This is a genomic window from Flavobacterium rivuli WB 3.3-2 = DSM 21788, from assembly GCF_000378485.1.
GTDB lineage: Bacteria > Bacteroidota > Bacteroidia > Flavobacteriales > Flavobacteriaceae > Flavobacterium > Flavobacterium rivuli.
Genome location: NZ_KB899977.1, coordinates 1 through 18,868 on the forward strand (window position 1 = coordinate 1; position 18,868 = coordinate 18,868).

General features: G+C 37.3%; 18 protein-coding genes and 1 tRNA gene. 12 read left to right on the forward strand and 7 right to left on the reverse strand.

The window, feature by feature from the left end:
* Window positions 1-436: 436 nt before the first annotated feature.
* A complete protein-coding gene (locus tag F565_RS0118940; RefSeq protein WP_020214821.1) occupies window positions 437-2,560 on the reverse strand; it encodes a Tex family protein in 2,124 nt (707 codons plus the stop codon).
* Between the two features lie 100 nt (window positions 2,561-2,660).
* On the opposite strand from F565_RS0118940, the gene F565_RS0118945 reads away from it, so the two are divergent.
* The 3 genes from F565_RS0118945 (at window position 2,661) to F565_RS0118955 (ending at window position 5,894) form a co-directional block, all read left to right on the forward strand.
* Window positions 2,661-3,563, forward strand: a complete 903-nt coding sequence (locus F565_RS0118945) for a pentapeptide repeat-containing protein (protein WP_020214822.1) — start codon at window positions 2,661-2,663, stop codon at window positions 3,561-3,563.
* 219 nt (window positions 3,564-3,782) lie between these two features.
* Entirely contained in the window at window positions 3,783-5,189 is a 1,407-nt protein-coding gene (locus F565_RS22015) for a serine hydrolase (protein ID WP_020214823.1), read from the forward strand.
* 72 nt (window positions 5,190-5,261) lie between these two features.
* Window positions 5,262-5,894 (forward strand): hypothetical protein, encoded by a 633-nt coding sequence (locus tag F565_RS0118955; RefSeq protein WP_154652674.1) that lies wholly within the window; start codon window positions 5,262-5,264, stop codon window positions 5,892-5,894.
* Window positions 5,895-6,361: 467 nt separating this feature from the next.
* On the opposite strand, the gene rpiB is transcribed toward F565_RS0118955, so the two are convergent.
* A complete protein-coding gene (gene rpiB / locus F565_RS0118960) occupies window positions 6,362-6,793 on the reverse strand; it encodes a ribose 5-phosphate isomerase B (RefSeq protein ID WP_020214825.1) in 432 nt (143 codons plus the stop codon).
* Between the two features lie 630 nt (window positions 6,794-7,423).
* Entirely contained in the window at window positions 7,424-7,663 is a 240-nt protein-coding gene (locus F565_RS0118965) for a hypothetical protein (RefSeq protein ID WP_020214826.1), read from the reverse strand.
* A 117-nt stretch (window positions 7,664-7,780) separates the two neighbouring features.
* On the opposite strand from F565_RS0118965, the gene rnr reads away from it, so the two are divergent.
* The 4 genes from rnr (at window position 7,781) to F565_RS0118985 (ending at window position 12,300) form a co-directional block, all read left to right on the forward strand.
* A complete protein-coding gene (rnr, locus tag F565_RS0118970; protein WP_020214827.1) occupies window positions 7,781-9,970 on the forward strand; it encodes a ribonuclease R in 2,190 nt (729 codons plus the stop codon).
* 96 nt (window positions 9,971-10,066) lie between these two features.
* On the forward strand, window positions 10,067-10,735 hold the full coding sequence (locus F565_RS0118975; protein WP_020214828.1) for a head GIN domain-containing protein: 669 nt from the start codon (window positions 10,067-10,069) through the stop codon (window positions 10,733-10,735).
* A gap of 148 nt (window positions 10,736-10,883) precedes the next feature.
* On the forward strand, window positions 10,884-11,534 hold the full coding sequence (locus F565_RS0118980; protein WP_020214829.1) for a GIN domain-containing protein: 651 nt from the start codon (window positions 10,884-10,886) through the stop codon (window positions 11,532-11,534).
* Window positions 11,535-11,622: 88 nt separating this feature from the next.
* Window positions 11,623-12,300, forward strand: a complete 678-nt coding sequence (locus F565_RS0118985) for a LysE family translocator (RefSeq protein ID WP_020214830.1) — start codon at window positions 11,623-11,625, stop codon at window positions 12,298-12,300.
* Between the two features lie 57 nt (window positions 12,301-12,357).
* Here F565_RS0118985 and F565_RS0118990 read toward each other — a convergent pair.
* Together F565_RS0118990 and folB are read right to left on the reverse strand one after the other, a co-directional pair.
* Window positions 12,358-12,431 (reverse strand) — tRNA-Cys (locus F565_RS0118990).
* 75 nt (window positions 12,432-12,506) lie between these two features.
* Complete coding sequence (gene folB, locus F565_RS0118995; protein ID WP_020214831.1) at window positions 12,507-12,866, reverse strand: dihydroneopterin aldolase; 360 nt, start codon at window positions 12,864-12,866, stop codon at window positions 12,507-12,509.
* 229 nt (window positions 12,867-13,095) lie between these two features.
* Between folB and F565_RS0119000 the strand changes: the two genes are divergently transcribed.
* The 4 genes from F565_RS0119000 to F565_RS22020 all read left to right on the forward strand — a co-directional run bounded on the left by F565_RS0119000 (window position 13,096) and on the right by F565_RS22020 (window position 16,058).
* Window positions 13,096-14,781, forward strand: a complete 1,686-nt coding sequence (locus F565_RS0119000; RefSeq protein ID WP_020214832.1) for a glutamine--tRNA ligase/YqeY domain fusion protein — start codon at window positions 13,096-13,098, stop codon at window positions 14,779-14,781.
* Window positions 14,782-15,096: 315 nt separating this feature from the next.
* Window positions 15,097-15,438, forward strand: a complete 342-nt coding sequence (locus F565_RS0119005; protein WP_020214833.1) for a YtxH domain-containing protein — start codon at window positions 15,097-15,099, stop codon at window positions 15,436-15,438.
* 18 nt (window positions 15,439-15,456) lie between these two features.
* Complete coding sequence (locus tag F565_RS0119010) at window positions 15,457-15,810, forward strand: hypothetical protein (protein ID WP_020214834.1); 354 nt, start codon at window positions 15,457-15,459, stop codon at window positions 15,808-15,810.
* 5 nt (window positions 15,811-15,815) lie between these two features.
* Window positions 15,816-16,058: a DUF6327 family protein gene (locus F565_RS22020; protein ID WP_020214835.1), complete on the forward strand. Its 243-nt coding sequence runs from the start codon at window positions 15,816-15,818 to the stop codon at window positions 16,056-16,058.
* Between the two features lie 52 nt (window positions 16,059-16,110).
* Here F565_RS22020 and F565_RS0119020 read toward each other — a convergent pair whose 3' ends face one another.
* The gene (locus F565_RS0119020) at window positions 16,111-16,404 is read right to left on the reverse strand and encodes an EF-hand domain-containing protein (RefSeq protein WP_020214836.1); all 294 of its coding nucleotides are present in this window, start codon (window positions 16,402-16,404) and stop codon (window positions 16,111-16,113) included.
* 225 nt (window positions 16,405-16,629) lie between these two features.
* Between F565_RS0119020 and F565_RS0119025 the strand changes: the two genes are divergently transcribed.
* The gene (locus tag F565_RS0119025; RefSeq protein ID WP_020214837.1) at window positions 16,630-17,715 is read left to right on the forward strand and encodes a hypothetical protein; all 1,086 of its coding nucleotides are present in this window, start codon (window positions 16,630-16,632) and stop codon (window positions 17,713-17,715) included.
* Between the two features lie 50 nt (window positions 17,716-17,765).
* Here the strand turns inward: F565_RS0119025 and F565_RS0119030 are convergent, their stop codons facing one another.
* Window positions 17,766-18,770: an SPFH domain-containing protein gene (locus F565_RS0119030; RefSeq protein WP_020214838.1), complete on the reverse strand. Its 1,005-nt coding sequence runs from the start codon at window positions 18,768-18,770 to the stop codon at window positions 17,766-17,768.
* Between the last annotated feature and the right edge of the window lie 98 nt (window positions 18,771-18,868).

An 18,868-nucleotide genomic window follows, 5' to 3' on the forward strand; every position in this document is an offset into this window, starting at 1 on the left:
CAGCTCAGAATGACATAACCAGACTCTATTAAATGATTAATTTATAGCTGATTTAATATTGAAAAATCCGTATCTGCGGTTCTTCCATTTCGACCAAAGCGCAGCGTAGTAAAGAAATCTCAGCTATCATCGTGATGCCATAACATGAGATTCTTCAACTGCGTTGCACTTCGCTCAGAATGACATAACCAGACTCTATTAAATGATTAATTTATAGCTGATCTAATATTGAAAAATCCGTATCTGCGGTTCTTCCATTTCGACCGAAGCGCAGCGTAGTGGAGAAATCTCATGTTATAGCGTCACGATGATAGCTGAGATTTCTCCACTACGCTGCGCTTCGCTCAGAATGACACCGAAATCCGTTTTAAATTCGCGTCATCAGCATTCCTTTTTAAAACAAATTACCGCATAAACAAATCCACAAATAACTCGACTAAAGTATCATCGTAAGCTGTACCCTTTTCCTGGCTTCGTCTACCTCAACCACTTTTACCTGAACATGCTGGTGCAGTTTCACAACTTCGTTTACATCGCTTACAAAGCCTTCTTTAAGCTGAGAGATATGTACCAGGCCGCTTTCTTTAATACCAATATCTACAAAGCATCCAAAGTTGGTAATGTTGTTCACAATACCCGGTAATATCATTCCTGAACGCAAATCGGTTATCGATTTTACATTAGGGTCAAACTCAAAAACTTTGGCGGCTTTACGCGGGTCGAGGCCCGGCTTAACCAGTTCTTTTAGTATATCATTCAGACCAAGCTGCCCAATTTCGGGTGTTACATAACTGGCAACATTTACTTTGGCAATCGCCTCTTTGTTCGAAATTAAGTCGGCGGCCTTTAGCTTCAGGTCTTTAGCCATTTTCTCTACAATTGGGTAGGCCTCCGGGTGCACGGCGCTATTATCCAGTGGGTTTTTTGCATTCGGAATCCTGATAAACGCCGCTGCCTGCTGGTAAGCCTTCTCCCCCAGCCTTGGCACTTTTTTAAGCTGCTTACGATCTTCAAACGGGCCGTTTTCGCTCCTGTAGTTTACTATATTCTCTGCAAGCTTTTCGCCAATACCCGACACATATCCCAGCAACGACTTACTTGCTGTATTAATGTTTACCCCCACCGAGTTTACGCAGCGCATTACCACCGTATCGAGCTCTTCTTTAAGGTTGCCCTGGTCTACATCGTGTTGGTACTGCCCCACGCCTATGGCTTTTGGGTCGATCTTAACCAGTTCGGCTAATGGGTCGCTCAGCCTGCGCCCTATAGACACTGCTCCCCTAACTGTTACATCATATTTAGGGAATTCGTCCCTCGCAATTTTTGATGCCGAATACACCGATGCACCCGCCTCGCTCACCACAAATACCTGTGGTGGGTTATCGAAAGCAATTTTTTTAATGAAAAATTCCGTCTCGCGGCTTGCCGTGCCGTTGCCTATAGATATCGCATCTATTTTATAAGCGTTAACCATAGAACGTATTTTTTTCATGGCAATAGCCGTCTCATTTTGAGGTGCATGCGGAAATATCGTTTCGTTATACAGTAAATCGCCTTTTTCGTCCAGGCACACTATTTTACAGCCGCTCCTAAAGCCGGGGTCTATGGCAAGGATACGTTTTTCGCCCAACGGTGGTGCAAGCAGCAGCTGACCTAAATTACCTGCAAAAACCTGAATCGCGGTAGCATCTGCCTTGGCTTTAGCCTCCTGCAAAACCTCGTTAGAAAGGGCAGGGGCAAGCAGCCTTTTATAGCTGTCGTCTATGGCTTTTTTAAGGTGGATGGCTGTTTCCTTTTTGTTCTTTATAACACTTTGCTCCATAATTTGCAGGGCCTCATCGCTTTCCTCTATGTCTACTTTTAGTTTTATTACACCCTCATTTTCAGCGCGAAGCATGGCAAGCAGGCGGTGGGAAGGAGCCTTGGTTACATTCTCGCTCCAGTCTAGGTATTGCTCAAATTTTTTGACTTTCTCTGGGTCGGCGTTCTTAACCGCTTTTGTGGTAACGGCAGCCTTGCGGCCAAAAATGCGGCGCAGGCTTTTGCGTATGTATACGTTCTCGTTAATCCATTCGGCAATAATATCGCGGGCACCCTGTAGTGCCCCGTCTTCATTGGCTACTTTGTCATTCAGGTATTTTGCCGCGATGTAATCCATATCATCGGCATTCTGGCTCATGATAATTTTAGCCAGTGGTTCCAGGCCTTTTTCGCGGGCGGCATCGGCGCGCGTTTTCTTCTTCTTTTTAAAGGGCAGGTAAAGGTCTTCCAACTCGGTAAGGTCGAAACTGGCGGTTATTTTTTGGTTCAGTTCCGGCGTAAGGGCGTTTTGCTCGGCAATGCTTTTTAGTATGGCATCTTTGCGTTTTACAATAGCGGAATATGCCAGGCTAAGTTTAGCAATTTGCTCTATAACCACCTCATCAAGATTACCGGTCATGTCCTTTCGGTAACGGGCTATAAAGGGAATAGTACAGTCTTCGCCCAGTAATTGTAAAGTGTTTTCTATGCTTTTTTGTGGCGCGTTTACCTGCGCTGTAATGTATTGTAAGTTTGTCATTGTGGTGTAATAAGAGATGCAAATATGCCAATTAAATTGGAGTATTTAAATTATTTTTTGCGGGAGGAAATTTGTAGGTTTAGATTGCTAATTTTGGATTATGAAAAAAACTGAATTGATCTTTATCTCTGCTATGTTAACTGTTATCATATGCATAGCTGTCTACTTTTCAATTGATGACTATAAAACTGAAGTATTTTGGAAAAATATTTTAGTAGAAGTTCATGGAATGATAATTGATTTCTTTTTAATAGGTGTTATGTTGTCCCTACTATTAAACTATCAAGAGTCAAAAAAAGAAATTTCAGATTTAAAAAGAATAATAGATTTTAATAGATTTATTAGTAGTGAAGAAGCAAAACATAAAATAGTAACAGCTATAAAAGATTTAAATTCAAAAAAAATTTATGATATAAAATTACAGCAATGCAAGCTAAATGGAATATTAATGCAAAAAATAATATTGAAAAGTTCAAGTATACATGGTACTGATTTTTCAAATTCAAATATGAATGGTGCAGATTTATCACATTTAAAAAGTGAAGGGACAAAATTTTATGGATCGATCATCAGGAATTGCAATTTTTCATGCACAAAATTTTATAGGTTAGAAATGCATGACTCAAAAGGTAAAAATTGTAATTTTACACAAGCAACATTAATAAAAAGTAATATTGTAAATTCAGATTTAGAAAGCTCAGATTTTAGGCAATGCTTAATAAATAAAACAAATTTATCAAATTCAAATTTGAAAAGTGTTGATTTTCGCGGTTCAGAATTTGACGAAATAAATTTTAGTAACACTAATCTAAAAAATGCCAAATTTCAAAATTGTAATTTTAAAAATAATATTACCTTTACAAACGCTAATTTAAGTAATACCAATTTTACAGGGTGTATTAATTTACCTGTACAAAATTTAATTCTAGCTCAATCATTACAAGGTGCAAAATTTGACTCTAATATTATGATTCAATTACAAAGCTTAGGCGCAAACATCTAACTTTGTCCCAAAATAGCACGGATAGTTTAATGATAGAACGCCTTTTCGGAGGAGATGGGGGTTTGATTCCCCCCCGTTGAAACTTATAAACCTATCATACGGAAAAGTAATTTTATATATTTTCTTTTCTAAAAAATCCGCCCCACAAGGCGGATTTTTTTATCCCCCCTGTTACAAATTCCTAACTTTCACTACTAATAGCATAAACCACACCACACTATGAAAAAATATTTATCGCTCTTACTATTAGTAGTAACTGTATTTAACGTGCAGGCGCAGGACGAAACGGTTTATAAAAATGTAGTTGCAACCATAACCACCTCTTTTAACAGTGGCGATTATGAGGGTATTTATAATATGCTTTCAGCCGATTTTAAAACGCAGGTAACCCAGAAATATTTTGCGGCTTTTTTAGGCAACCAGGCAGCGTTAGGTAAAATAAAAGCAACAGAATATAAGGAGGTTAAAGACGGTTTTAGGGTGTATAAAACCACTTTTGACAAGGGTGTTTTAAGCATGCTTTTGGCCTGCAATGCACAGTCGCAAATAACAGGTTTTGCTTTGAAGCCGTATAAAGAAAAAACTATCAGAACCTCACCCGTAGCCAGCGATAATAAAAAACTGACCCCATTAGATAACGAGGTTGACAAAGCCGTAACCGAATTTTTTACCGACCCAAATAACGTAGGTGCCGTTGTAGCTGTGGTTAAAGCCGATGGTATCTTCTATTATCATTATGGCGAGGCTAAAAAAGGGCAGGGGACACTGCCCGGTAATAACACTATTTTCGAGATCGGGTCGATATCTAAAACATTTACTGGTATATTATTAGCACAGGCAGTTTTAGATAAAAAGATTTCATTGGATGATGATATCCGCAAGTATTTGCCTGCTGCCTGCGCCAAACTGGAGCTTGACGGGAAGCCTGTTTTGGTAAAGCATTTATCTAACCATACATCAGGCCTGCCAAAACTAACGGATGATCTTGGTACCACAGCCGGCTATAATGAGAACGATCCATACAGACACTACACTAAAGAAATGTATTTTAATTACCTGTCGAGGGTAAAATTAGAATCGGTGCCCGGTACAAAGCAGGAGTACAGCAATACCGGTGTGGCGGTATTAGGTATTATTTTACAAAAAGTATATGGGTTAACTTATGAACAATTGCTTGCCAAATACATTGCCCAGCCTTTAAAAATGGGCAACACCTCTACGTTTGTTCCTGAAAAACAACTGGCTAACTTTGCCACGGGTTACGCAAATGGCGCCGCAACCCCTCACTGGAACCTTGCCGATACTAACCCTGCAGGTGGGATACGGTCTACCCTTGCAGATATGGTTTTGTACCTGAAAGCAAATATAGCCGATGCTACTCCTGCCATTGCTTTATCACATAAAGAAACTTTTAAGGAAGGCGATGACTCAATAGGCCTTGGGTGGTTTTTATACCCAACAAAAGGCGATACACTGGTGTGGCATAATGGCGGCACAGGAGGCTTTACAAGCTACACAGGTTACCTAAAAGATAAAAAAGCAGGTGTCGTGGTGTTGACAAATTCGGCTTCTCAAAACGGCCCTGATAAAATTGGCACAGCGGTACTTAAATTTTTACAGCAATAGGATTACAACCATAGCAGGGAAGCACAATTTTGTAATAATACTGTGCGTTATATATTTAAACCAAACCACCTTATGCGTATTATAAAATTACTTTTACTCACGCCCTTCCTGTTTCTCGCAAGCTGTACCACGCCATCCTATATTTTTAAAGGGCCCAGCCAAATGGGGCTCGATTTTACACAGGGCAAATGGTTGTTGCATAATGTAGATAATAAATACATTAATGAGCAAGCCGTTAAAGACTTTACCGCTTTTACAGATGGCAGGCTTAGTGAAACTGCCACTGCAAAAGGGCTATTGTTGGTAACCGTTCCGCTGCAGCCCAATAAACAATTGCTTACCGATTTGTATAACGGCACAGGTTATGACTATTATATAAACATTAAAGATGATATTTACCAGGATGATATAGCTGCGGTAGAAATAGGTGGTAATCCATTACGCGCGGCATCTGCAGGCGGGGTAGCAGCTACTGTAGATATTCGTAATAACCTTTTGCGCGGACAAGCATCTGCCTGGGTAACCCTTGAGGTATACGACCTTAAGAACAAAAGCATAATTTATTCTCAAACCGTAGTGGGCAATTCTCAAAAAAACCCGAATGCCACCGGCGACGTTAATTTTTATAAACCCGCTGCAAGCCTTGTAACCGGCAGCTATAACCGTATTATAAAAGATATACGCTCTAAATCAAAAATGAAATAAAGGATTATACGATCTTATTTATTACAAAATACTTTTTAAAATTATTACCACAGGCATTTAAAAAGCCGAAGAATTTACCACAAAAGGCACCAGGTTTTTCACAATGAACACGGAGTTAACCTGACTTCGTCAGCAGGAACACAATGCTATGCGGAGCAACTTTGTGTTCTAAAAGCGAAGCGTTTTTAAATTGTAGCTTGTGCCCTTTGTGAAAACCTGGTGCCCTTTGTGGTAAATTTAAAGATAGCACTATGTACAACTTTGTTATTTAACACTTTTTTGCTTTAAAAAAGTTTAACTATATGATATTTTTATTTGGTACAAAAATGTCTATAAAATGAAAATTCCGTCAGTTGACTGACGGAATTTAGCTAAATTGAGTCAGTGCGTTGACGGAATTTAGTTAAAATATAATAATATGACTTATTTATATTTGCTCAAAAACTGTCACTACGACTGCAAACTTCTTATGAGCAAGGCATTTTATCGATTCTTGTTTGGTGGCGGCCACCTTCAAAATCTGTAGTTAAAAAAGTATTTACCATATCTACAGCCTGCTCTATAGAGGTGTAGCGTGCCGGTATACTTAATATGTTTGCATTGTTATGCTGGCGTGCCAAGGCTGTAATTTCTTTATTCCAGCATAGTGCAGCGCGAATTTTCTGGTGTTTGTTAGCTGTCATAGCAGCACCGTTACCACTTCCGCAGATGATGATACCAAGATCTACAGTACCGTTCTCTACATCGGTAGCAACCGGGTGTACAAAGTCGGCATAATCAACACTGTCGGCAGTATCGGTACCATGATTTATAACTTCAATACCTTTGCCTTCAAGATACTTTACAATAGCTTTTTTATACTCCGGCCCGGCATGGTCGTTACCTATAGAAATTTTCATACAATGTAATGTGTTATGTTGTTGATGCAAAGGTATTAAAGAAAATGCAGTACTACAATAATTGCCGTTTAATTGTGATTATTGCTACATTTTGGCAGTATAATATACAATAAATATAATACGAAAACCATATTGTTAGTAAATAAGTAAAAGCCCTGATAATAAAGGATATAAAAAACGGGTAACTTTGTTGATAACTAAATAACGAAAAAGGAAACTTTTTTTAACATTGTAACATAATTTTTATAATGCAAAACCGGGATTACAAATCCAAATAAAGTTTCGCGAATTTGTTTAAAAGTTATCAGGTATTAACTACCATTTATTAACACATATTAACAGGAGAAGTTATCAGGTAAAAGATATACAAACTATAAATTAACCATTGTTAATAACCTTTTACTATATTTACGAAACTACCTCACTTTTATAAGTTTACAATAACTTTACATTGTTGAAACAATTGTATAAGATTGTATAACTAACAAAAACCAATTTATTTCAAAAAGTTATAGGCCTTATTAACACGCCATAATAAACATCAAAAAAATTTAAATTTTAAAAAATCTTTTTTTTATTATTTAATAAGTGTTGATAACAATTTTGAAGGTTGACTTTCAAAATTTATTTTCAAACTATTTTTAAGTGTGTATTTGTATTCAGTTGTTCAAGGATATCTTTTACTGTGCTAAGATCGTTTGGGTGAACCTTAAGTTTTATACCGCCTAATGCGTGTGAGTACAAAGGTACAACGGTAGCCATTGTTTCGTTCTCAAAGTAAAAAGATAAACCGGCCTTGACTAACAGGTGTTTTAAAATGGTAATTTCATGAGGATAGCTAAAGGTTGCTGCGGTAATAAAATGGTTCATACCATGGTTTTTATTAGGAAAATCTATATAAAATTAAGTACTAAAAAGTTATTATTTCATTAACTACTGTTATAATTATAATAGTTATTTGTAATTTTCAGCATTATTAAAAATTATATGAGTAATAGAAACGGAAAACCGTCGAAGAAAAAAGAAAATGATTTTTCTTCAAAAATTTACAAGATACTCGCAAAAGATTCTAATAAGTCGTTTAACTATAAGCAGATAGCTGCCATACTTGAAGTGGATGATACCCAAAGCAGGAACGATATTATTAAAGAGCTTAAGTATCTTGCCGCTAAGGAGCAGATTGAAGAAGTTGAAAGAGGCAAATACACCGTGTCTGCCAAAGCCGATTATGTTGAAGGAAAAATAGATATGACAAGCAGGAAAACTGCTTATTTTGTATCTCCGGAATTAGAAGAAGACGTATTTATACCTACCAATAATCTTGGTAAAGCCCTTGATAAAGATAAAGTTAAGGTATATATATACAACCGTCGTAAAGGCCGTAAGCCCGAAGGCGAAGTTGTAGAAATTATTGAGCGTTATAAAACAGAGTTTGTGGGTGTAATAGACATACAAAAGAATTTTGCTTTTGTAAGTACTGCCAACCCAAAAATGTATACCGATATTTTTATCCCTAAGAATAAACTTGGCGATGCCGAAAATGGTGATGTGGTATTGGTTAAAATGGACGACTGGCCTGCCAAAGCCGATAGCCCTTTTGGGTCGGTGCTGCGTGTGCTTGGTAAACCGGGCGAACACAACACAGAGATCCATGCCATATTAGCCGAATACGGATTGCCATCTGACTTTCCTGTTGATGTAGAGGTATTTGCACAAAAGATAAATACTGAGATTGAACCCGAAGAGATTGCCCGCAGGAGGGATATGCGTGATGTACTTACCTTTACCATAGACCCTAAGGATGCAAAAGATTTTGATGATGCCTTATCGTTCCAGAAACTGGAGAATGGTAATTATGAAATAGGTATCCATATTGCAGATGTATCATATTACCTTGAAGAAGGCACTATACTTGATGCTGAAGCCTATAACAGGGCAACATCGGTATATCTTGTAGACAGGGTAGTACCTATGCTGCCAGAGGTGCTTAGTAACTTTGCATGTTCGCTTCGCCCTAACGAGGAAAAATATACATTCTCTGCAATATTTGAGATAGACGAAAAAGCCGTGGTTAAAAACCAGTGGTTTGGCCGTACAGTAATTTATAGCGATCAGCGTTTTGCTTATGAGGAAGCACAGCATATTATAGAAACCGGTGGCAATACTATTCCGCAGGAAATTTCTATTACCGGTGCCGAATATGAGGTTAGCGATGCTATTAAAGAGGCTACCTTAAAACTAAATGCATTGTCTAAAATATTGCGTAGCAAGCGTATGGCTAACGGCGCTATATCTTTTAATAAGGTAGAGGTTAAATTTAATCTTAATGAAGAGGCAGAACCGGTAGGTGTTTACTTTAAAGTTGCTAAAGATGCCAACCATCTTATAGAGGAATTTATGCTTTTGGCTAACCGAAAAGTTGCTGAATTTATAGGGAAACAAAGGCCTGAAAAAACTTTTGTATACCGTATTCACGATGAGCCGGACCAGGATAAGCTTATTAACATGCAAACGGTTATTGCTAAATTTGGTTACAAAATAGACTTAAGGTCTAAAACAGATATATCTAAATCGCTTAATAATTTATTAGCCGATGTTCAGGGTAAAAAAGAACAAAATCTTGTAGATACCCTTGCCATACGCACCATGAGCAAGGCTAAATACAGTACAGATAACATAGGCCACTACGGCCTTGCCTTTGAGTATTATTCGCACTTTACATCGCCTATACGCCGTTATCCGGATGTTATGGCACACAGATTGCTTCAGCATTACCTGGACGGTGGAAAATCTGCCGATAAAGAGGTGTATGAAGAGCAGTGTGTACACTCATCATCTATGGAGAGCCTTGCTGCTAATGCAGAGCGCGACAGTATTAAATACATGCAGGTTAAATACATGCTCGACCATCAGCATGAAGAGTTCCTGGGTGTAATATCGGGCGTTACAGAGTGGGGTATTTATGTAGAGATCATCTCTAACAAGTGTGAGGGCATGTGCCGCATACGCGAAATAAAAGACGATTACTACACTTTTGATGATAAGCAATATGCACTGGTAGGAGAGGTTACACATAACATTCTGCAGCTGGGCGACGAGGTATTTGTAAAGGTTAAAAATGCCGATCTTGTTAAGAAACAGCTTGACTTTACGTTCTTACGCAAAAACGATCAATAACAAATTAGAAATACACTAAGTATTTTCGGAACTGTAACAATTTAGACAGCCGGGAGTCTTTGTGGTATACTACAATTAAAAAAACAATTAAGTATCATGAAAAAATTAATGATAATAGCCTTTATAGGCTTAAGCCAGTTTGTATCGGCACAGGTAACTAAAAATTTAGGCGATTTTACGACCATAAGGGTATTCGATAAAATAAATGTAACCCTTGTAAAATCTAACGAAAGTAAGATTGTAATCAACGGGTCAAGGGCTGAAGATGTAGAAGTAGTAACTAAGAATGACGAACTTAAAGTACGCATGAAACTTTCTAAACTACTTAAGGGAGAAGACATTAATGCTACTGTTTATTACAAGGTTATCAACCAGGTAGAGGCGAGTGAAGGTTCTTATGTAGGATCGGCAGATACGTTTAACAGTACCGCTTTTGAGGTAAATACTAAAGAAGGCTCTACCATAAAACTGGAGCTTGATGTACAAAAGCTGAAATCTAAAGCAACTTCGGGCGGTATATTAGACCTTACCGGTAAAGCAGCAAACCATGACGCTACGTTAACTGCAGGCGGAATTATAAAAGCAAAAAGCCTTACTACTGCGCAAACTACAGTATCTGTTAGTGCCGGTGGTAATGCAGATGTTTTTGCTACCGATTTTGTTGATGCTAAAACAAAGGCAGGCGGTACTATTGATGTTTATGGAAACCCTAAACAGGTTAACCAAAAAACGTTTGCAGGCGGTACTATTAATATAAGAAAATAAGAATTTTTACCAGTCTTAGGGCTTGTTTCAAATTTATAAAAACCTCATAAATAAATTTTTATGAGGTTTTTTGTTTCAAACTGTAACGTTTGGTATATCATACAGTCTTTAAAGTATATAATCAATCAATCAATAAAAAAATATACTTATGAAATCACTCTATTTACTTACTGCCCTTGCTGCTTTTAACCTTGTTGCAGCCCAAAAAACTATTAACCTTGAATCATTTAAAAGCCTGACCACTGGCGAAGATATGAAGGTTAAACTTGTAAAATCTAATGAGAATAAACTGGTTGTTGCTAACAATGACGAGGACGAAGAAGTTACAGTTGAAAACGTAGGAGGGCTGTTAATCCTTCGTGGTGATGACAGCAATGTAACGCTGTATTACAAAGATAATTTGGAGGCAATTATTGCAGGAGAAGATTCTGTAATATCCGGTAATGATGAAATTAAAGCAAACGAATTTAAACTTGTAGCCGGAGCCGATGCTATAGTGCACCTTAACCTTAACGTGCAAAAACTATTTACCGTTGCCAGCGATGATGCGGTGGTAACCCTTACCGGTAAAGCTACAGATCATAACGCTGTTTTAAAAGATGATGCTGTACTTAAAGGTACCGATCTTTTAACTGTTAATACCGTTATTAAACTGTCTGCAGATGCTGTTGCAACCATTACCACAAAAGGAACTGTTAATGCAGAAGCAGGAGAAGATGCATCGTTAAAAATATTTGGTAATCCTAAAACGGTTAATAAATCAACCGGCGAAGATGGCAGTATTGTAGTGGTTAATTAGGATAGTATTAGTGCAAAAAAAAGTTAATTACGGGGGTATTTTTAAATTTAAAATTTTAAATAGTAACTTGCAGCATTAAATAAAATGGATGTTACAGGATATTTTAAGCGCCATACCGTTAGGTTTAATTTTGAGCATAATGCCCGGCGCAGTGTTTTTTGTATTGCTGGAAACCAGTGTAATTAAAGGTTTTAAAGCTGCCCTTGCTTTTGATCTTGGTGCAATAACATCTGATGTTGTTTTTATACTTATAGCCTATTTTAGCAGTTACCAGCTGCTTGCAAAAATAAAAGATGAGCCCGCCCTGTTTATATTTGGTGGGCTTATTATGTTTTTATATGGCTTAATTTCGTTTTTAAACATCACTAAAAGCTCTAAAAACGAATTAGTGGACGAAGCTGCCAAAGATATTTTAAAACGCAATTATTTTAGCTTATTTGCAAAAGGGTTCTTCCTTAATTTTATAAATATTGGGGTGCTGGGCTTTTGGCTTGGTGTAATTATCGCCTGGGGGCCTAAACTGGATCTGGACCCTAAACGTATGCTTATATTTTTTATAGCTGTAGTAACTACTTATTTTATTGTAGATATTGGTAAAATTATGCTTGCAAAACAGCTAAGGACAAAACTTACCACAACTAATATTGTAAAAATTAAAAAAGGGATAAGCCTTGTAATAATGATTTTTGGCTTCTTTTTACTCCTGCAGGGTATATTTCCTAAAGAGTTAAATGCCGTTATAGATAAGGTAGAAAAAAATAAGTAGTTAATACATAAACGATTAAAAACAAAAAAAGCTATCAAATATTTGATAGCTTTTTTTTGGAGGCATCTAGCGGATTCGAACCGCTGTACGAGGTTTTGCAGACCTCTGCCTAGCCACTCGGCCAAGATGCCCTATTAACGGTTGGCAAATTTACATATATTTTGCAGTAACGCAAGAAAAAAGTGTACAAAGTGCAAAATACTTTACTAAGTACGGTATTCTTCAATCTCTATGGCTACCTGTGCTACATCGCCACCTATAGGCGGGTTTAGCTTGGCTACAGATAGTTTAATTCTTGCAACTTCGGGCAGCTCTGCAAAGGTTCTTACTATAATACGCTGTGCTACATGCTCTAAGAGATTACTGCGAATAGCCATCTCTTCCATTACTATTTTATTAAGGTGCACATAATCTACGGTATCGGTAAGGTTATCCGTCTCCATAGATTTTCTCAGGTCGGTCTTAATTTCAAGGTCAACCCTGTAGTCACTGCCTATTTTACTTTCCTCAATCAGGCAGCCGTGATACGAAAAAGTGCGTATATTCTTTAATTTTATAATTCCCATCTTTTTATAGTTGCAAAGTTTCAAAGTTGCAGAGTGGCAAAGTTACGAGAATAGTTGCAAAGTAGAAGAGTGCAAAGTAGCAAAGTATTTTTAAAGAAGTAGCAAAGTTTGAAAGTTATACAGTAGCAAAGTAATTTTAAAGCAATTGTAAACTTTGCTACTCTGCTACTTTGCTACTCTGTAACTTTAAAACTATTTAATTACCTTTGCAGTCTTATTTAAACAAGCTATGTTAACCGAAGAGCGATCACTGAATTTTATAGAGCAAATTATAGAAGAAGACCTGGCCAATGGCTTCCCAAAAGACAAATTACGCTTTCGTTTCCCGCCGGAACCTAACGGTTACCTGCACATAGGCCACGCAAGTTCTATTTGCCTTAACTTTGGTTTAGGCCTGCGTTACAATGCTCCTGTAAACTTACGATTTGACGATACCAACCCTGCAAAAGAAGAGCAGGAATTTGTAGATGCCATAAAAAAAGACGTAGAATGGCTGGGATATACCTGGGCTGAAGAGCGTTATGCATCAGATTATTTTCAGGAATTGTATGACTGGGCCGTTCAGTTTATTAAAAAAGGTGTAGCCTATGTAGACAGCCAGAGCAGCGATGATATGGCTAAGCAAAAAGGTACGCCAAGCCAGCCGGGTACTAACAGCCCGCACCGTGACCGATCTGTGGAAGAAAACCTTGAGTTGTTTGAAAAAATGAAACAGGGAGAATTTGCAGAAGGCACCTATGTGCTTAGGGCAAAGATAGATATGGCATCGCCTAACATGCTTATGCGCGACCCTATTATGTACCGCATATTACAAAAAAGCCACCATCGTACCGGTACAACCTGGTCTATATACCCTATGTATGACTGGGCACATGGCGAAAGCGATTACATAGAGGCTGTATCGCACTCGCTATGTACGTTAGAGTTTGCCATGCACAGAGAATTGTATGACTGGTTTTTAGACCAGGTGTATGATAATACTTTAACACGCCCTAAACAACGTGAATTTGCACGCCGTAACCTTAGCCATACTGTTGTAAGTAAACGCAAGTTACTACAGCTTGTAGAGGAAAAATATGTTACCGGATGGGATGACCCGCGTATGAGTACCCTGAGCGGTATGCGCAGGCGAGGTTATACAGCGGCAGCAATACGTAATTTTGCCGATACCATTGGTATTGCAAAACGTCAAAACCTTATAGATGTTTCGTTATTAGAGTTCTGCGTTCGTGAAGACCTTAATAAAACGGCTCCACGCGTTATGGCAGTCCTTGATCCTGTTAAGCTTGTTATTACCAACTATCCTGAAGGTAAAGAAGAATGGCTTGAGGCAGAGAACAATCCTGAAGATGAATTGGCAGGAAGCCGTGAAGTACCATTTAGCCGTGAATTATACATAGAGCGTGAGGACTTTATGGAGAATGCAAATAACAAGTATTTCCGCCTTACTTTAGGTAAAGAAGTTCGCCTTAAAAATGCGTATATTATTAAAGGAGAATCTGTTGTAAAAGATGCCGATGGTACCATTACAGAAATCCATGCTACGTATGATACTGATAGTAAAAGCGGCAGCGGCACCGAAGCAAGCCTTCGTAAAATAAAAGGTACCATTCACTGGGTATCTGTACCGCATGCTATTAAAGCAGAGGTAAGGATATACGACAGGCTGTTTACACACGAAAATCCTGATGGAGATAAGGATGTAGACTTTAAAGAATACATTAACCCTGACTCGTTACAGGTTATTACCGGTTATCTTGAGCCAAGCCTTAAAAGTGCCGAAGCGGGTGAGCGTGTACAATTTCAGCGCCTCGGATATTTTTGTGTAGATAAAGATACCAATGCTGAGCAAATTGTTTTTAACAAAACAGTAGGCCTTCGTGATACCTGGGCAAAAGTAGAAAGCAAAGAATAACTCATTATAGAGTATGTTTATAGAAACTCCCTGTTTATAGGGAGTTTTTTTATTATATACACGCTCTATTAAAACGATAATTTATATAAACAGATATTATCAAAGGTGGCTTTACAGGATGCGCTCTCGTAAATTATCTTTTGTAAGAATACCTAATGCTTATCTATAGCTGTAAAACCTCATAAAATAAGCTTATTTCAACTTTCACATACTTTGGCTTTGAATTAACTACACCTTAACATCCTACAAATGTTAAAAAGGCTTACCTTTATAATAATCAAAAAAAACAAATATTAATTTTTAAATATTATTATTATGGCTGGTAAAACAGGAACATTAGTAGCGGTACTTGCAGGTGCTGCAATAGGAGCAGCAGTAGGAATTTTGTTTGCCCCGGACGAAGGTGCAAAAACAAGAAAAAAAATTAAAGATACTGCAGCAGGTAAGGCAGATGAACTTAAAGATAAAATAGCTGAACTTACCGAAACTGTAAAAGGTAAATTTGGCGGTACAAAGCATGATATCGAAGCTGGCTTAGATCATTTAGTATCTAACGTTACAGATAAGGCAGATGATATTATATCTACTTTAGAGAAAAAACTTGAAGCCCTTAAAGGTGGCGCACAGCAAACAGCAAAAGATACTGCTGAAGCATAATAAAACAAAATCCCTGCTATGGCATTTGAAGAAGTAAAAGAAAACGCAGAAGACCTTAAAAACGAGGCCAAAAAACTTATAGAAGCTAATTTAGAATACTATAAGCTTTGGGGTTTTAAGATCGCAATGAAATCTACGGGAATGATGCTCAAGCTTTTTTTGCTTGCCACCATGCTCATGATCGTTACGCTGTTTTTCTCCATTGCCCTGGCATTGGCATTAGGCTATTGGTTTAATAATTTTGCTTACGGCTTTTTAGCCGTGGGCTTTATTTACCTTGTTCTTGCCATTGTGGTATATAAAGTTCAGGATAAAATTGTTGAAGGACCTATGTTATCGCAGTTTTCCCGAATATTTTTAAAGAAATACTAATAGCCATGCATACAAATGTAAAAGTATATCGCACGTTTGCTGAGATAAACAAAGACCTTGAAATTCTTAAAATAGAGAAAGACCTTGCCTACGCAAAGTTTGTAAAAGGTCTCGACGAAACTAAGGAAAGCCTGCAGCCGGGTAACTTAATAGGGGAGACCCCTAAAAAGATACTTGGTGTGTTAGGTGCTTTTAAAGGTCCTATAAAAAGTGCGGTTATTACCTTTCTTTTAAAAAAATTTTTCTAAGTTTTCTATATACAAGTAAAGGCTGCCAATTGGCAGCCTTTACTTTTTATTTTTAGTTCTGTTTATCTTTTCTTTCAGCTTTTCTCTTTTCCCTGTAAGCTTTAAGTTCTTCTTTATCAATAAACTTATCTTTGTTTGTATCAATCTCGGCAAAGTTTTCTTTTAGCTTACCGCGTTGTGCTTTATCTGCTTCTGCCTCACTTATTTTGCCATCGGCATCCGTATCAAGGGCAGCAAACATTTTTTCGCCATCCGGCTTTTCCCTTTTAACTTTTTCCTGTGCAAAAGACTGTACTGTTGTAAACATACTTACCAGCATAATTACCATTAACCACTTTTTATTCATAACGTATTGTTTTAAGTTTTGTATAGGACTCTCCTGATTACAAAAGGTTTAATGTCAGTTGTGTTAAATATGTAGGGTAGATTTTTGTACTTTTGGAATATTTAACCCAACCGTCTGATGCTTTATTCAAATTAAAGCTGTTACATCATGGTTTAAATAACTCTATTATACATTTTATAAATTATGAACAGTTCACAAAAAATATTGCTACCATATGTATTGATAATGTTTTTTGCAGTAATAACTTGTAACGGACAGCAAAAAAGTTATTCCGGATTACATATTGATAAAGAAAGCAGATCATGGGGGCTTAACCTAAAAGATTCTGTGAAGTCGGTACGGTTTTTTTACACAAAATATAAAGAAGGTCTTAACCCAACTGACAAATCCAGGATTTATTACAGCAACGATGTACGTAACAATTTTTATTATGAATTTGATAAAAAAGGCAACATCCTTTCACAAATGATGTTCTTAAAAGATTCGATTAATCAACCGATCATTAGTGATTCGGTGCATAAATTTTTTTATGATGTAAAAGATATAGAATTGAAATCCAAATATGTTATCAATAAAAAACAGGTTTACCCTGCATATATTGATAATCTGGTTAAGTTATACCACCATGAGTATTTTAAATTAAAAAGTTATTCTGCTCCTGAATTGAATCAAACTTTTTTTGACTATACATTTGAAGATGGCAAAATAAAGGAAGAGAGGCGATATTACGCCAGCCTTTATAACAATAAATTAGTTGACCGGCCTAAAGAATCTGATTTAGATATTATGCAAATCTATTATTATGATACAAGAGGAAATCTTATTAAGCAACAGATATTTCCGGGCGCTGTTGGCAAAAGAGTAGGGTCTCTTTCAATTTTGGAGACCGAAATAAATTTTTGTAATGATTCAAATTTAAGTTATGAATACGATAATATGGACCGCGTAATAAAGGTAAAACTAACCAGTTGTAAGACACTAATAGCATCTGAAGAATATATATACCACCCATCTAAAAATTATATTACTAAATTAAAAAGATTTATAAATGAGCCCATGTTTTCGAGCTACCCCTCACGAAATATGATAGCCGATTACAATGAGTATGGCGATATAACACACATGCATTTTGTAGTGGTGGGTGACACGACACCCCCGAGGAAAAAAATCGGGCTTGAACCTGTTGACCGATATTATGATTATGATTATGATCGCCATAACAACTGGATTAAATGCCGGATGTATTTAATGGGCGATAAGGATGAGCCTACCGTAACAGCGGAAAGAATTATTGAGTATTACAACGAATAGTAAATACCTTAAAACAAAAGGCTCCCGTTACCGGAAGCCTCTGCTTGTTTTTAAACTTTATTTTCAGGAGGTGTATCATCTTCATCCTGGTGTGGTTCTATAAGCCTGTGCGTTGGTTTGCTAAAATCCTCCTTGGGAGCCCTTTTAACGGCTCTTTTCATCGATTCCCCTACCTGGTTAGATGCAGCGAAAGAAGCTATCATATTATTAAGCATATCGCTTCCTGCCTGTGGTGAGTTAGGCAGCAGGATAAGGTTAGAGTTAGCATCTGCCCCGATAGCCTGTAAAGTATCATAATGCTGTGTTACCACAATAAGCGCCGATGCTTCCTGGCTGTTAATACCTACTTTATTAAGTATATCTACACTTTCAACAAGGCCACGTGCAATTTCACGACGCTGATCGGCAATACCCTGTCCTTGTAAACGCTTGCTTTCTGCTTCAGCTTTTGCTTTAGCAACAATACGTATACGCTGCGCTTCGGCCTCATATTCTGCAGCCGATTTTTCCCTGTCGGCAGCATTAATACGGTTCATGGCATTTTTAACCTGTGGGTCCGGGTCAATATCAGTTATCAGCGTATTAATAATGTCATAACCATACGTGGTCATGGCTTCGTTAAGTTCGCGCTTTACTGCAATAGCAATATCATCTTTACGCTCAAAAACATCATCCAGCTTAAGCTTAGGTACTTCGGCACGAACCACATCAAATACATAACTTGTTATCTGGTCGTGCGGATATTCCAGTTTATAAAACGCATCATATACATTAGTTTGTATTACCTTAAACTGTACCGATACCTTCATTTTTACAAATACATTTTCTTTAGTCTTGGTTTCTATAATAACATCAAGCTGTTGTATTTTAAGGTTTATCCTTCCGGCTATTTTATCTATTACCGGTATTTTAAGCTGAAGCCCTGCCTGGCGAATACTGTGGTATTTACCAAAACGCTCTATAATAACCGATGTTTGCTGCTTAACGGTAAAGAATGATGAAAGAAAGATAAATACCCCTATAATTAATAAGATGTACCAAATAATGTTTTCCATAATAATTGATTTGTTGATTTGACGGTAAGATACAATTTATTTTTAAAGCATAAAAAAACCTCCATGTTACAGGAGGTTATTAAATGAACCGCAATGTT